Consider the following 14867-nt stretch of genomic DNA (forward strand, 5'->3'; position numbering starts at 1 on the left):
CTCCTTGACCTGCCTTCCGACTAGAATACATTAAAAAAGACTGACTCATTTGGGGTAACTTCAACAAATGAGCCGTACCTTTCTATGAGTCAAGTCTTTCCGTATTAATTACTTTTTGCAGATGCAGCCTGAAAATCTGTTATGTTATACGGACCCCATTACCACGTCAGCTGACAGATTCAGGTCCTTGATTATTGATAATATTCCTTTAACGTCTTCATCCAATCTTCTTCAAACTCAGAAGACTGTCCCCAGCCCTCAACAATTTCAGTAAGGTTGACCATATTTACTGGTTCCTTCGATGTTTGAAGCGTTTCTTGAGAAATAAGTGAAGCTTCTAAGTCATAAGTAGCAGGTGTTTCTTCGTCTGCAATTTTCTTCGCAAGAATTCTTAAGTTTATTGACCCAACAAGCTTTGGATCTACTGCAGCTGTATATTTCCATGGGTTTCCTTCTTCTTGCATTAATTGCAGGTCAGCGTTGGAAACGTCAATACCATAAATCTTGATTTCATCTCTACCCGCTTCTTTAATTGCACGAGCAGCACCGATGGCAAACGCATCCCATGTAGCAAAGACCGCATCGATTTCACCTTTTGGATGTTTGTTTAACATCGCAGATACAGCATTTTGCGTTTGAACAGATGTATCAGCAGCCGCTACACCAAATCGGTCTACTTCTTTTAAGCCAGGGTTAGCAGATAATGTTTCTTGATAAATATTGTTACGTCTAACCATTGGAGGGAATCCGTCTACCCATAGATACACTACATTCGCTTCCCCATTTAAATCTTTTACCATTTGATCTAATGCTAATTTTGCAAGTGCTTCATCGTCTTGAGAAGTTAGTGTTACACCTTCAACGGAAGAAATGTCAGGATTTGAGTCAAATGTCACAACTTTTTTTCCTTTTTCAGAAAGCTTCTTCACTGCATCAACGGTAGCTGCGTCATCACCATGTGAAATAATGAAGCCATCATAGTCTTCCTCAGCAGCTTGAGCAATTGCATCGTGGAATTTAGCTGTATCTCCATTTGCTGTGAAGATATCAACAGTGAATCCCATGGATTCTCCCTCTTCTTTTGCACCAGCTAAAAATTGGGCAGTATGATCATCTCCACCAATTTTTCGGATAACTTTGATTTTTACTTCCTTGCCATCTTTGAACCTTTCAGGAACGTTCTCTAGTGAAACATTCTCATTCCCTTTTGGCTTTTCTGATGCTTTTTCACCAGAACATCCTGTCAATAGCATCCCAATAGCTATCGCAGAAACCATCGTTTTCTTGAAAAACCCCTTTTTCATTTCTACACTCTCCCTCTAAATTGGATTTTCTTAGGTCCAACAGCCATTGAAGCCGTTTGCCTAATTGTGATAAAACGCTTACAAAACTTACTTTTAAAATTATTTAAATTTTATCATTCAGATACAGGTTTGTACAATGGTTTTTTTGATTTTGTCATTAATTATTTGGATTTGTACCTAATTCTTTTCTTTTTTTGTTGATTGATTGGTGGATTTCCTGATTAAAATTACTTATTTTCCCATTTATTAAGCGTTTATTTTGTTGTTTCTTAAGTTATTCACCTTTATTTAAGATCTTTATCTAAAGGATGAAAGAGCCATTAATAGGACTTCTATAGCAGTAGCTAGGACTTCATGAAATCTAGTTGCGGTTTTTCGTCCTTTCTGTTCTATATCATCCAACCATTTTTCTTTCAATCTACTTAAAAAAGGAATTTTGAATCTTTTATCTAATAAAATATTCTTAAGGAAAAATCTTGAATTCATTCGTTTTTAGGCTCAGAGAGGAAACAAACTTGTTCTATTCACTTTGAAGCTCTATGAAATTGAATGAACCTTCACCACTATTGCTTTTTTGTAGTTGTGAAGCTTGATAAAAAACGGGAGGTGGGTTAGTTGAAAAAGTGGTTGCTTCCTTTTCTCATTGGTATGATGGCAGTTTTATATATATTTATCATTCCTAATGAGCCGCTAATTGTAAAAGTAATTTTTAAATTAATTCCTATGGTTCTTATCATTGTTTATGCTTTCAAGCAGTTTTCTTCTAGACCAAATGCTTCGCAGCGTCTGATCTTAACAGGCCTATTCTTTTGTATGCTTGGAGACTGGTTTATTACTTTGTCCTTTATTGCGGGGCTTGGAGCTTTTCTTGTTGGGCATTTGTTCTATTTATCCGGTTTTTTTAAAGCAGCCCGAACAAAAAAGGATCTATTTGTCACTTTATTTCTGATTGGAATCTATGCTTTTTCCATTGGAAATCAATTGATTTCTTCTTTACTTGAGGAAGGACTTAACCAGCTGATTATCCCAGTAATTGTTTATATGCTAGTCATTTCTCTAATGGCTTTATCAGCCATCCGAACGAGAAATATGACGGCTGCTGTTGGTAGTGTACTATTTGTCCTCTCTGACTCTATTCTCTCTTGGAGTCTATTTGTTACAAGCTTTGCCTATTCAGAGGTGCTGATCATGACCACCTACTACTTAGCCCAATTTCTGATTGCAAGCAGCCTCTCTACTATTACTCGTAATCCTAGGCATTCTGAAAGCATATTAAAATCTTCCTTCTAAAAGAAACAAGGACGGCCCATGTAAGATGAGCCGTCCTTTGTTTCTTTCTATATATAAATTTATTTTACAGCCTCTTTTGATAAGACATTCACTGGTATCAAGACTCGTTTTCCCTTTAATTCTCCTCGGTGCGTTTTTGTTAATGAAAAAAGAATACATCCTGCCATGACAATGATACTTCCAACACCTTGAAGAACCGTCATTTTTTCTCCAAGAAATAGATAAGCAAGCATGGCTGTGAAAACAGGATTAAAGTTTAAGAACAATCCTGAAGTGCTTGGTCCTAGCTGATTGACACCAATATTCCAAAAAACCATACACAAAACGGTCGAAATAAGGCCTGTATAGAGGATGGATTGGACAAAAGGTATATCAATTGCAGAAACGGCAAACGTAGGTATTGTAAATGGAATGAGAACAAGCAGGCCAAAAATTCCCGAATAAAGGATGGACATCATAGGAGTAACCATTCTCATTGCCCATTTGCTACAAACCGAATAGATCCCCCACATCCCTACAGCTACCAGCATATAGAGATCCCCTTTATTAAACGATAAAGAGACAAGCATTTCAAAATTCCCTTTAGAGAGAACAAGTAGAACTCCAAACAGAGAAATGATCATTGATAATAGTTGATACCCATTTACCCTTTCCTTAAGAAAAAGATAAGAGATGGCTGCGATCGAAAACATGTTTAAGGTAGATATTAGTCCCACATTGGTTGCAGACGTATTTTCCAGCGCCATAAATTGCAGCGCTTGGAATAATGCCACACCCGTTACCCCCATCAAGACTAAAGGAAGAATCGATTGTTTAGGAGGAATGAGCTTTTTTTCTTTCCACCAAACCATTGGTATTAAACAAATGACTGCAATTCCCCACCTTAAGAACGTCAAGGTTCCTGGAGATGCATATTCAACGAGGGTTTTCCCTACTATAAAATTTCCACCCCACAGAAGACTTGTTAACAGCATCAATAAATAATATTTCACGTCATTAAGCTCCTTTACTTTGCCGCTCAAACTCCTGCTAAGGGAAATGAATCGAACAAGGAATGAAAGAGCCATTGTGCACAATGACATCGTTATATGAATTATTTTAACATTTTTAGTAGTGAACAAAAGAAAATTTTGTATTATAATAAATATTAGAAATAAAATAAAGTTTTTTATCGTATATAATTTTAATAATTCATATTTTAATTAGGTTTTAGATTGTTTTTTGAATGATTGAAAAGGAGAAATCACAATGGAATCCATTGTAAGTAGAGTATTAGATCATGTAGACATTCAAATTCTAGATTGGCTTCAAAAGGATGGTCAGCTTAGCAATCTCGAAATATCAAAACGGGTGAAATTATCAGCACCAGCTGTTCATGCTAGAATTAAGCGTTTAGAAAGTGATGGGTATATTAAAAACCAGGTAGCTATATTAAATCACGAGAAGCTTGGATTCGATCTCCTTTGTTTTGTTTTTATGAGTACGAATGTTCATGAAGCTGAAAAGCTGTCATCATTAGAAAAGTCGCTCTATTCCATGAAGGAAGTGATGGAATGTCATTGCTTAACAGGTGAGTATGATTATCTTTTGAAGGTTGCTTGTAGGGACAGGAAAGGACTTGAGGAATTTATTAGAAGATTGAATGAAATCGGCGTTACCAAAATTCAAACGAGCTTGGCCTTACGCGAAATTAAGGATTCCACGTTTTTACCTATTCTAGAAGACTAATTCATCCATTTTTGTTAATTGAGACCTTCTACCTACTGTCATAATCTGCTATGATAGAGGTAACATAAAGAACGAATAGAATAGCAGTTATTCTAACTATTGGAAGTGTGTTATGGAGAATAGGTTAGGGAAGTATAATTATAAAGAGATCATTGAGATGGAACATACTTTACAGGATTCGATTGAATTAATCCCCTTCCCTACACTCATAGGGAAAGATGGATTTTTTGTATACGCGAATCAGCTTGCCGTTTCGTTATTTCAAGCTGAAGATGTAACAGAAATTATTGGAACGTGCGCTTCAGATTTTGCTCATCCTGAATATCTGAGAGAAATTATTAAAGATATGGACTTAGGTCAGCAGCGAAAAGGACGAGCATTTAATCAAAAAAAAATCCTTACATTGAAGAAAAATATATTAAATATAGAATCATCCCTCATACCGTTCGAGATTAATGGAGAAAACCTTGATTATGTTGTAATTAAGAGCTATACAGACCTTTCCGATATTAAGGCGAAATATACAATGCATCAAAAGTATTATCAGACGCTTATTGATAATTCCATTGATACCGTAGCCATTGTTACGAATTGTATATTCAAATATATTAACAAAGCAGGTATGCACTTATTAGGAGCAAAGCATGAGAATGAAATTTTAGGTAAATCGTTTTTAAATTTCCTATCCTCGGCCTATCATCATGATTTCATTACCAAATCAACAGAAATTCTGAGCACTCAAGAGATTACAATGAAAAATGAATGGGAGATGCTAAGCTTAAACGGAGATATCCGCTATATTGAATCGGTTATTATGCCCTTTATGATGGAAGATAAGCCTTCCTTACAGGTGATCATTCGAGACATCACCGAGCATAAAAAGAGCTTAGAGCATACAATCCAAAGCGAGAAGCTATTATCGGTTGGACAGCTTTCTGCCGGAATAGCTCATGAAATTAGAAACCCTTTAACTTCTATAAAGGGACTATTACAATTATTAGATAATCGATTTCTAGAATCGGACACATTATTCTTAGATATCATTAAAGATGAAATTGACAAGATTGAAAGAATCACGGGAGAAATGCTTTCTCTCGCTAAACCACAGGCCATTATTTATAACATTAATAATATGATCACACTTGTGAAGGAAGTTGTTATATTAATGGATTCTCAAGCAAGTATGAAAAATATAGATATACAGCTTGTCTTTGATGGAAAAGAAGATGACTATTTCTGTAATTGCGATAAATCACGAATTAAACAAGTCTTTATTAACTTAATCAAGAATGCAATTGATGCGATGCATAGTAGTGGAACAATTACCATTCACGTGTATTGCGATCAGAAACAGAACATATCCGTAGATATTACGGATGAAGGCTGCGGAATTCCGGCTCGTTTAATCGAGAGCATTAAGGAACCTTTCTTCACAACAAAAGGAACTGGCTCTGGTCTAGGACTTACGATCTGTTATAAAATTGTAAAAGAGCATCAAGGAGAAATTGATGTGAAATCAATAGAGAACGAAGGAACAACATTTACCATCAAACTACCTTCTCAATCAAAAAAACCTCACTGAGTAACTCAGTGAGGTTTTTTTTAGAATGGGAATGATGTCATATCAATAAATGCCAATGCTTCCTTTTCATCGATAAAGGCCTTCACTTTATCTGCCGTGCCTGTAGTTCTAGAAATACGATTCACTTGCATTTGTGTAATTACATCCTTACAAATGACTACGTTTTTCTCAACATTTTGAGCCACTGTATTCATTAGATCAGACCAAATTTCTTGAACATCCTGCTTATATGGTCCATTTAAATCGCGATTATCAACAATAAAGTATTTAATACTAGGACTGCTAATTTCTTTTTTTACCCTAGCAGAAATATCTTTTGCTTCTTCTACTGTAATCGATGTTGTAGTAGCTCTCCAGTAGTATGCGCCATTGTGAGTTTTTGTAACAGCTTTTGATGTAATTGACATAGTTTTTTCTCCTCTTAATGTAAATTTATATTATGAACTTAAACCATTTTCCACAAAAATATCATACGCAGCATACACAGCGTTAATCGCTTTTGGGAACCCAGTATAAGGTGCACAATGAAAAATGATTTCTAAAATTTCTTCCTTGGATAAGCCTGCATGTAAAGCGGCATTAATGTGGAATCTAAAAGCAGATTCTGTATTCCCTTGTGAAATTAAAACCGCAAGTGTAATGATTTCTTGCTGTTTTAAATCTAATATATTTCTTTCATAAATTTCTTTGTGTAGTTTTGTAGCTAATTCGCCGAGATCAGGAAATATTTCTTGTAGATCCTTCATAATGGAAACGCCTTTTTTTCCAGCGAGCTTCTCAACACTTTTTAGTTCTTCTTTCATTTGTGACACTTCTTTCAACTCCTAACAGTTTACCCTCTCGAAAGAGTGGGCGGAATTTCTTCTTGATCGACCATCACTTCGATCACACTTGGACCCATTTGATAGTTTACTGCTTGTTTTAATGCCTCCGTTAGATCCTCTTTATTCCAACATTTAAAGGATAAGGCACCCATTGCTTCACTGAATTTCTTCACATCTAATTCGTGCTGAAAGATGGTCCCAACTGCTTTGCCCACATTCTTTGACATCCCTTTGTCCACCATATCAAGTCTACCATTATTAAAAACAATCATAATGGGAGCAACCTTCATATCAACTGCCGTTGACACCTCATTCCCATGCATAAAAAAGCATCCATCCCCTGTTAAACAGACAATATTCCGATGCGGCTGATTCACTTTTGCTCCAATACTGTACCCAATGGCATGCCCCATCGCTCCGAATACATCATCAAAAAAGAAGGTACCTGGTTGGGATAAGGATAAGCTTTGAATCGCATAAAATGAGTGACTACCATCATCCCCAAAGAATACCGTATCCTCAGGAAGGATTTCCCTAATTGTATGAATCACTTCTTTTGCTAGCATTCGATCTGAAGAACTATCTGTCTCACTCATCACATCTTCCATAAATGGTAGTGTTGAAGATATACTTCTCTTAATCTCCCTATTCGTTAGCTCGAGCAAAGACCTAATATTATCTTTCGCATTACCAAGGATGGACTTTGTATCGACTGGAATCGACTTAGCTATGAACGTATAGTCATAATCAAACTGGATAACTTGATCAGGATATCGATCCTGGCTAATCCCCACAATTGACATATCGGAAAGCTTGGATCCAATGACAATCATAAGATCACACTTCTTTTTCAAGAACTCATTTGATTTCGAAGATCCACCTAAGCCAAATCCATCTAATGACAGAGGGTGAGTAGTTGGAAACGTTCCTTTTCCACCAGGTGTGGTCATTACTGGAATGTGAAATGCTTCTGCTAATGCAATAACCTCTTCATAGGCATCAGATGAATGGACTCCTTTCCCCAGTACCATAACTGGCCTTTGAGCATTCGTTATAGAATTTAAAGCTTGCTGCAAGTCCTCTTTAGGAGCAATCATATGGTGCATAGCATTTGGTATGTTTACAGTAAATGCTTCAGTCTCTTCTATTAATACATCCATCGGAATCGAAAGATGTACAGGTCCCTTCACTCCAGATAAAGCTTTCTCAATCGCATGTGTAAAGAGATTCTCAAAAGATTCTGCTCTTTCAACTCTGGCGCTAAACTTCGTAACAGGCTCAAACATCTTTACCAAGTCCGTTCCAAATGGAGTCGAATCTTGGCCAAAAGGTCTACCAATAGACTTTGCAGAGGGCTGTCCTGTAAGAAAAACTACAGGTAAATGCCAAGCTTTCGCTTGAGCAGCTGCCGTTAATAAGTTCGTACCGCCAGGACCTGATGTACCAATTGCGACCCCAATATGGTTATTCATTAGAGAATATCCCGAAGCAATATATCCAGCTCCTCCTTCATGCCGAGTTAAATTGAAACGGATTCCCGCATTCTCTAACTCTAGTAGGATTGGAACTACCGCTTTTCCTGGGATTCCAAAAACATCTGTTACTCCCATTCTTTTCAAGTTCATTGTTAGGATTTCAGCAACTTTTCTCATCTAGGCAAAACTCCTTTATCAAGTGAAAAAACAAAAAACGCCCCAAAAAGCACAAATAGGGCGTCATCACAAATAAAAAGTGCAACCCAGCCATCATAGTAGTTTGTTACCTTAGACCTGTAGGCTTTGCGTCCTCGACTTTCGACGAGTTTGCCCTATTAGTAAAAATATTATCGAATATTGTCATTTTATCCAATATCTTCTTTTTTTTCAATGAAAAACACTTCGATTTTCATAACTTTTACAATTCACCTAGTTGCAAAGAACTAGAAAGGTGTTTTAGGAACGTTCTTTTCTATTCATGAATGAAAATCCCAACATGTTGCTCATTAATTTGCACATATTTCATATGTTCATCTTTTCCAAATAAAAAGCGATTTACTAACAGATGGTTCCTCAGTAAGGATTCATACTCTTGTATAGTATCTTGAACAGACCCTGTGGCATCGATTGTAATATTCACTCTCTTCTCAACAGGTAAGGATAATTCTTTTCGATAGTTTTGAACTGCTCGAATCAATTCTCTTGCGAACCCTTCCCTTTTTAGCTCCTCATTAATCGTTGTATCTAGCAATACTGTGAATAATCGATTGGATGCAAGCTCCCTATTTCCGTCAGCGTATTTTTCAATCACTACATCTGACAAATCTATTTTTACAGCTTCCCCATTTGGCAATTGTACAGAAATGCCTCCATCCTTTAATGCCGCTTTAGCTGATTCTGAGTCTAAGCCTTCTAAATATAGATGAACGTATGTTGTATGATTTCCTAGTTTAGGTCCTGCCGTCCCGAAATGAAGCTTAAGTGAATACCGAAGGGTTTCTGAAGGTATAGTAGTTATCACCTCTTTAACATTTACTTCTTCTTCAATAATACGTGTGAAATCCTTCAGGAACTCAAGTTCACCCCCTTCATCAGTAGACATAATAACTAATTTTGAAAGCGGTTGTTTTGTTTTAATACCAGTTGCATTTCTTACGGAGCGAGCCAGCTCCACGACTTGAAGTACACCTCCCATTTGTTGTTCTAGTACTTCATCTATTTGATGAACATTCACTTCTGGAAAGTTAGATAAATGAACACTACTTCCTGTTAAATTTCGATAAATATCATCTGCAACAAACGGCGTGAATGGAGCTAACAACTGACATAGTTTTACTTGTACCTCGTATAAGGTGTGGAATGCTGCCAGCTTATCCTCACTTATTCCTTCACTCCAAAATCGCTCCCGTGATCTACGGATATACCAATTACTTACTTCATCTACAAAGCTTAGTAACTCCCTTGCAGCACTTGTTATCTCATACTTTTCTAATAGCTTTTTAACATCTTTTATGACGGTATTTAACCTAGATAAGACCCATTGATCTAAAAGCGTATTTGTACCTTTCTGACTTTTTTCCGAAGCGAACTGATCGATGCTTGCATATAGGGAGTAAAAGGAGTGAATGTTCACGAATGTATCTACCAATTTAGATTTAGCCTGACTCACTACTTGTTTTGAAAATTTCTTATTGCTCCATGGGGCACTGTCAGCTAGTAGAGCCCATCTTAGTGCGTCAGCGCCAAACTCTTCAATGAGTTCTACTGGATTCATGACATTCCCTTTGCTCTTAGACATCTTTCGCCCAGCCTCATCTAAAATATGCCCTAGTGAGAGAACCCGCTTATAGGGAACCTTGCCTGTAAATAGTGTAGAAACAGCGAGCAAGCTGTAAAACCAACCTCTCGTTTGATCCACACCCTCCGCAATTACATCCGCTGGAAATTGTTTCTCAAATAATTCCTTGTTTTCAAATGGGTAATGATATTGGGCAAATGGCATTGAACCACTATCAAACCATACATCAATGACTTCTTTCGTACGAACCATTTCCTCCCCACAGCATGAACACCTTAATCGAACTTGATCTACATATGGTTTATGAAGCTCAATGTCAGCAGATATCTCATGTGTGGCATACTTCCTCATATCGGCTAAGCTTAAAGGGGCATACTGATGGTGGCAGGATTGACATTCCCAAATATTAAGTGGAGTTCCCCAGTACCGGTTTCGTCCAAGATTCCAATCCACCATATGATCTAAGAAATTTCCAAATCGTCCATCCTTTATATGAGCTGGATGCCATGTAACTGCATCATTGTTTTGCTTCATCATCTCTTTCATGGCAGTTGTTTGGATAAACCATCCTTCCATCGCATAGTACAGCAATGGAGAATCACATCGCCAGCAGTGGGGATAGCTATGCCCATACTTTTCTTTATCAAATAACAAGCCTTTTGCGGCAAGCATTTTAATAATATCCACATCGCAATCCTTTACAAATCTACCAGCAAGCTCTATAACTTCCTCAGTATAGCAACCTGAACCATCTACGACATTTACAAAGTCAAAGTGATTGTCTAGTACAGCTTGGTAATCATCCTCTCCATATGCTGGGGCTAAATGGACGATTCCTGTTCCACTCGAATTTGTAACAAAATCAGCATGAACGACTTGATGGCCATTTTTTACTTTCACATATGAAAATGGTGAAGCATAGGAAACACCAACAAAATCTTCTCCCTTATGGGTGCTTAAGACTGTATAATCACCTTTCAATACATTTCGCAAGCGTTCTTCTGCCACCACATATATTTCATCATTTTGAAGGACTTTCACATATATCAATTCTCGGTGAACTGCCAACGCAACATTCGCTGGTAATGTCCAAGGCGTAGTTGTCCATCCAAGGATGTATTGATTTTCGGTACCCTCAATTTTAAATTTAGCCGTTACAGACAGGTCCTTAACATCCTTATAGCCTTGAGCCACTTCATGTGAACTTAAGGAAGTTTGGCAGCTAGGACAATACGGGCTAACCCTGTGCCCTTTATATAACAGACCTTTTTGATGAATGGTGGACAAGATATACCAAACCGATTCAATGTAATGGTTATCTAATGTGATATATGGTTCGTTCATGTCCACCCAATATCCAATCATCTCCGTAAACTTCCGCCACTCTTTTTCATATGAAAATACACTTTCTTTGCATTTTCCAATAAACTTCTCGACTCCATATTCTTCGATTTCTTGTTTCCCTGAAATCCCCAACTGTTTTTCTACCCCAAGCTCAACAGGTAACCCATGTGTATCCCAACCCGCTTTTCGTTTAACTTGGTATCCATTCATCGTTTGATAGCGAGCAACAAAATCTTTTATAACTCTACCGAGGACATGCCCTGCATGTGGTAAGCCATTAGCAGTTGGTGGTCCTTCATATAACACGAAGATTTCTTTCCCTTCTCTATTAGAAATCGATTGCTCGAATATCCTTTCATCTTTCCAAACCTGTTGAATTCGCTTTTCTCTTACCCAGGGGGGTTCATTGACATGTACTTGACTCATTTTCTGCTCCTCCTTATTAATGGGAAAATAAAAAAACTCGCCCTTGATATAAGGACGAGTTTCATCTCGCGTGACCACCTTACTTCTAAAATCCACCTCAACACTTGGAGAGATAAATTTCAGCGCTCATACTACGTACTATCATACGTGTCCCTTTTAACGGCGGAATCCCGTCAAGACTTACTCACTTCAGCCTTGCTTCTCAGAGAGGATTTTCAATACGGCCTGTACATTGACTTTCACCAAGCGTCAACTCTCTGTGGATCAGGTTTCATATTTACTCGTTCTCGTCAACGAATTTCATTCTTGTAAGTATATATTATGATTAGGATATGAAAAATTCTTTAAAGAGTCAATATATTTTTTGGAAACAATTAGAAATACCTTCTCTTTTGTAGTTCAACGGTAATTGGGGCAACATCCATTCGTTTTTCAATTTTGTTTCGTTTGAGCTATGTGCAAACGGAAAAAAGTATGATTAAGGTAGCCTCTTTGACAAATCGATGTAGAGTAGCATTCCAAAGAATATCCACAGCACCATTCGATTGTATCTATCATTTAAGTACGAACATTTGAATAGAAGTCATAACATCCTTTACGCAGTCAATCGACGTAATGGGTTGCTGATCCAATTCTAGACTATGATTACCACCATCAACTAATTTCAACGTAAGTTTAAGATTAGATTTTAATTTTTCATAGCGTTCTTCCAAGTAACAAGGATCTTGATCACCTATGACGCAAAGCCCTTCCTTATCGCAATTGACCATAGAATGAAACACATCATCTCTTTGTAATAATGGAGTCAACCATACTAGTTTTACATCTTTTAATATCGGATGATCTAGCAAGTAGCTCAACGCAATCGTTCCGACCGACTTCGCCACAATAACATATTGACTGTATTTCTTCTTATTAATACGTGCCTCAAATGCATGCTGTACATCTCTAGCAAAGTCCTCTTCTTTTAATTCAGCCATCTCCTGCCTACTAAATGAGTAGTTAATATGTAAAACATCAAATCCGTTAGCATAAAACAACCCGGTTGAAAAATGTAACAATGGAGCCTGTGTAGAATAACCCGCTCCAGGTAAGATCATAACCAATCTATTCGTAGCTTCTCTTTGCTCAATCAATCGGTACGGAATCCTTTTATCATCACCCATATGAATCACCGCTCCCTCAGAGTTTTATGATTAGTATTCTTGATTGGCAGTTGAAAATCCTTTGTGTGTTTTTCTATAAAAATATCAATGGTCCTATAGGAGCATCTAATTCAACGGGTAATTAAGGAGTGTATAAATTTTTTCAGAGGAGGAATATTTTATGAAATTAGACTTACAGAGGTTAAAGCTTGCTCGACATTTGAAAGGTTTATCTTTAGAAGAAACAGCAGAAATAGCTCAAATGAATGTGCATGCCCTATGGCGAATTGAGAACGGGCATTCACAATTAAAAGTACAAACATTCTTAAAGCTAATGGATGTATTAGAACAACCATTTACTTTTTTTGTTAAAGAAAATCAATTTTTAGAACCTATTGGCAATAAAATAGACGAACTGAAAAAAATATTACAATTCGAATCTCTAGTTCAAGAGCCCAGATACCAAGTCTTGCTCCGAGCTCTAGAAAACTTAGAAAAATAATTTAAGATTTTTTCTCAAAAAGTGTGAAAAGTCGCCTCTACTAAAGTAATAGGTTATTAAAATAAGGGCGACTTACCTGACAAAATTGGAGGAATTATAATGATTCACACTTTTGAGATTAAGGCAGCATTTTCATATTCACAAATTTTGAGCGTCAATGAGACTCTTAGCCAATCTCTATTAACACAAGAAATACCACCAACCTTGTCAGACCCATTTGGAATACCATGCATACAGAAAGCCACGTTAACAGTAGCACCCAATGTATCCGCATACTATCTAGCTCTTGTCATAGAACCTCTAACTCTAGTACAAGGAACTAAAAGCATGGAACTGTTCCCTGTTGACGAGCTAACAACTGAAATACTGAAACAAAAACTTTATAGTACACTCCAAGTCATTTGTTCAGAATTGAGCTTCAACAAAGTTAACTGGTGGTTATCAAGACTAGATATAGCCTTTCAAATACACACACCCTATGTATCTACTTATGTAGGACTAGCTCAAAAAGGTACTGTCCCATATTGGTATAGAAAAATTGGATGGAGTGCTGGGAGTGATTATGTAGGAAGTAAAAGCACATACTATAATTTCTATGATAAGTATGATCAAGCTGAGAATAAAGGTTATCCTGATTTTCTATTAGAAGAAGCCTAAATGTTTATCGTATGGAAATACAACTAAGAACGGGAAAGAAAATTAAGTACCTTATGAAAAAGTATGAATTAGACGACAATGTTTGGAGCCTATTTAACAGTGATATTATATTAAATGAATTTAAAACTGCATATGTAAAACATATTGGTACAGGCGACTATTATGCTTTCGATAAAGCTTCTGAAAGAATACTAGAATTAGGCAAGCAACCGAAATCCAAACAGCTAGCAATAGATTTACTTCGATTTATTAATAAACATCGATCGTTCCCTGATGCACTTCTAGCTATTATCAATCGATCTGAAGACTTTCTAAGTCGATACCAACTAACCAATAGGAACGTTAATATAGATAAATTTAAACGAGATGTTAACACAAATCTTATTTCTCTAGGTATATAAATCCTATTCTTCTTCCAGATTTATTTGAAACTGACATACTTGAGAATCCATTTAAGACACTCTTCTGACTTCTAAGCTGATTACTTACATCTGTAAATGGTTTTTAGTTCAAGGTAAACCCTACCTTGAACTAAAAATGACCACCCCAGGGCTAAAATTACTGACACAAACAATATATAATAAGAATTGGTACCGCCAGCAAATTTTTTATATTTTTGCTGGCCTATTAGTTTTTTCAAATTGTATAGGATGGAGTAACATACTTGAGTTTTACAACACCGATAAGAACATGTAAAGAAAAATCCTGTTTAAAAAATAGCCTGTTTTCTAAAATATTGTGGTTTTCAAATAATAAATAGAAGGTTAATGGGATTTTATGCTAATATATAGT

The 14867-nt window shown here is 36.7% G+C and carries 13 protein-coding genes, 1 riboswitch and 1 other annotated feature; of the genes, 6 read left to right on the top strand and 7 right to left on the bottom strand.

Annotated features, from left to right (window positions below):
* Window positions 1–191: 191 nt before the first annotated feature.
* Window positions 192–1304, bottom strand: coding sequence for a sugar ABC transporter substrate-binding protein (locus tag LS684_RS18105; RefSeq protein WP_233808099.1), 1113 nt, complete (start codon window positions 1302–1304; stop codon window positions 192–194).
* Window positions 1305–1919: 615 nt separating this feature from the next.
* Here LS684_RS18105 and LS684_RS18110 point away from each other — a divergent pair.
* Window positions 1920–2594, top strand: coding sequence for a lysoplasmalogenase (locus LS684_RS18110; protein WP_233808101.1), 675 nt, complete (start codon window positions 1920–1922; stop codon window positions 2592–2594).
* A gap of 59 nt (window positions 2595–2653) precedes the next feature.
* On the opposite strand, the gene LS684_RS18115 is transcribed toward LS684_RS18110, so the two are convergent.
* A complete protein-coding gene (locus tag LS684_RS18115) occupies window positions 2654–3568 on the bottom strand; it encodes a DMT family transporter (RefSeq protein ID WP_233811699.1) in 915 nt (304 codons plus the stop codon).
* Between the two features lie 274 nt (window positions 3569–3842).
* Here LS684_RS18115 and LS684_RS18120 point away from each other — a divergent pair, with 274 nt between their 5' ends.
* Together LS684_RS18120 and LS684_RS18125 are read left to right on the top strand one after the other, a co-directional pair.
* Window positions 3843–4322, top strand: coding sequence for an Lrp/AsnC family transcriptional regulator (locus tag LS684_RS18120; RefSeq protein ID WP_233808103.1), 480 nt, complete (start codon window positions 3843–3845; stop codon window positions 4320–4322).
* Between the two features lie 112 nt (window positions 4323–4434).
* Window positions 4435–5904, top strand: a complete 1470-nt coding sequence (locus LS684_RS18125; protein WP_233808109.1) for an ATP-binding protein — start codon at window positions 4435–4437, stop codon at window positions 5902–5904.
* A gap of 20 nt (window positions 5905–5924) precedes the next feature.
* On the opposite strand, the gene LS684_RS18130 is transcribed toward LS684_RS18125, so the two are convergent.
* From LS684_RS18130 to LS684_RS18150, 5 genes are all read right to left on the bottom strand, one after another.
* Entirely contained in the window at window positions 5925–6311 is a 387-nt protein-coding gene (locus LS684_RS18130) for a hypothetical protein (RefSeq protein ID WP_233808110.1), read from the bottom strand.
* Window positions 6312–6341: 30 nt separating this feature from the next.
* Window positions 6342–6707, bottom strand: a complete 366-nt coding sequence (locus LS684_RS18135) for a carboxymuconolactone decarboxylase family protein (protein ID WP_233808114.1) — start codon at window positions 6705–6707, stop codon at window positions 6342–6344.
* A 29-nt stretch (window positions 6708–6736) separates the two neighbouring features.
* Window positions 6737–8380, bottom strand: coding sequence for a thiamine pyrophosphate-binding protein (locus LS684_RS18140; protein WP_233808115.1), 1644 nt, complete (start codon window positions 8378–8380; stop codon window positions 6737–6739).
* Window positions 8381–8457: 77 nt separating this feature from the next.
* Window positions 8458–8545: riboswitch (cyclic di-GMP riboswitch) on the bottom strand.
* A 130-nt stretch (window positions 8546–8675) separates the two neighbouring features.
* Entirely contained in the window at window positions 8676–11771 is a 3096-nt protein-coding gene (ileS, locus tag LS684_RS18145; RefSeq protein ID WP_233808126.1) for an isoleucine--tRNA ligase, read from the bottom strand.
* A 47-nt stretch (window positions 11772–11818) separates the two neighbouring features.
* Window positions 11819–12074 (bottom strand) — a binding site (T-box leader).
* A gap of 251 nt (window positions 12075–12325) precedes the next feature.
* Entirely contained in the window at window positions 12326–12937 is a 612-nt protein-coding gene (locus LS684_RS18150; protein ID WP_233808128.1) for an alpha/beta fold hydrolase, read from the bottom strand.
* A 160-nt stretch (window positions 12938–13097) separates the two neighbouring features.
* Between LS684_RS18150 and LS684_RS18155 the strand changes: the two genes are divergently transcribed.
* From LS684_RS18155 to LS684_RS18165, 3 genes are all read left to right on the top strand, one after another.
* Complete coding sequence (locus LS684_RS18155; RefSeq protein WP_233808130.1) at window positions 13098–13418, top strand: helix-turn-helix domain-containing protein; 321 nt, start codon at window positions 13098–13100, stop codon at window positions 13416–13418.
* A gap of 99 nt (window positions 13419–13517) precedes the next feature.
* Window positions 13518–14075: a hypothetical protein gene (locus LS684_RS18160; protein WP_233808132.1), complete on the top strand. Its 558-nt coding sequence runs from the start codon at window positions 13518–13520 to the stop codon at window positions 14073–14075.
* Window positions 14076–14086: 11 nt separating this feature from the next.
* Entirely contained in the window at window positions 14087–14476 is a 390-nt protein-coding gene (locus LS684_RS18165) for a hypothetical protein (protein WP_233808134.1), read from the top strand.
* Window positions 14477–14867: the final 391 nt, after the last annotated feature.

This window comes from Cytobacillus spongiae (assembly GCF_021390075.1).

Bases quoted from the DNA above. Each gene is read 5' to 3' on its own strand.
- LS684_RS18120 (WP_233808103.1), top strand. From the start codon at position 3,843: ATGGAATCCATTGTAAGTAGAGTATTAGATCATGTAGACATTCAAATT.
- LS684_RS18125 (WP_233808109.1), top strand. From the start codon at position 4,435: ATGGAGAATAGGTTAGGGAAGTATAATTATAAAGAGATCATTGAGATG.
- LS684_RS18150 (WP_233808128.1), bottom strand. From the start codon at position 12,937: ATGGGTGATGATAAAAGGATTCCGTACCGATTGATTGAGCAAAGAGAA.
- LS684_RS18160 (WP_233808132.1), top strand. From the start codon at position 13,518: ATGATTCACACTTTTGAGATTAAGGCAGCATTTTCATATTCACAAATT.
- LS684_RS18165 (WP_233808134.1), top strand. From the start codon at position 14,087: ATGGAAATACAACTAAGAACGGGAAAGAAAATTAAGTACCTTATGAAA.
- ileS (WP_233808126.1), bottom strand. From the start codon at position 11,771: ATGAGTCAAGTACATGTCAATGAACCCCCCTGGGTAAGAGAAAAGCGA.
- LS684_RS18140 (WP_233808115.1), bottom strand. From the start codon at position 8,380: ATGAGAAAAGTTGCTGAAATCCTAACAATGAACTTGAAAAGAATGGGA.
- LS684_RS18115 (WP_233811699.1), bottom strand. From the start codon at position 3,568: ATGCTGTTAACAAGTCTTCTGTGGGGTGGAAATTTTATAGTAGGGAAA.
- LS684_RS18105 (WP_233808099.1), bottom strand. From the start codon at position 1,304: ATGAAAAAGGGGTTTTTCAAGAAAACGATGGTTTCTGCGATAGCTATT.
- LS684_RS18135 (WP_233808114.1), bottom strand. From the start codon at position 6,707: ATGAAAGAAGAACTAAAAAGTGTTGAGAAGCTCGCTGGAAAAAAAGGC.
- LS684_RS18130 (WP_233808110.1), bottom strand. From the start codon at position 6,311: ATGTCAATTACATCAAAAGCTGTTACAAAAACTCACAATGGCGCATAC.
- LS684_RS18155 (WP_233808130.1), top strand. From the start codon at position 13,098: ATGAAATTAGACTTACAGAGGTTAAAGCTTGCTCGACATTTGAAAGGT.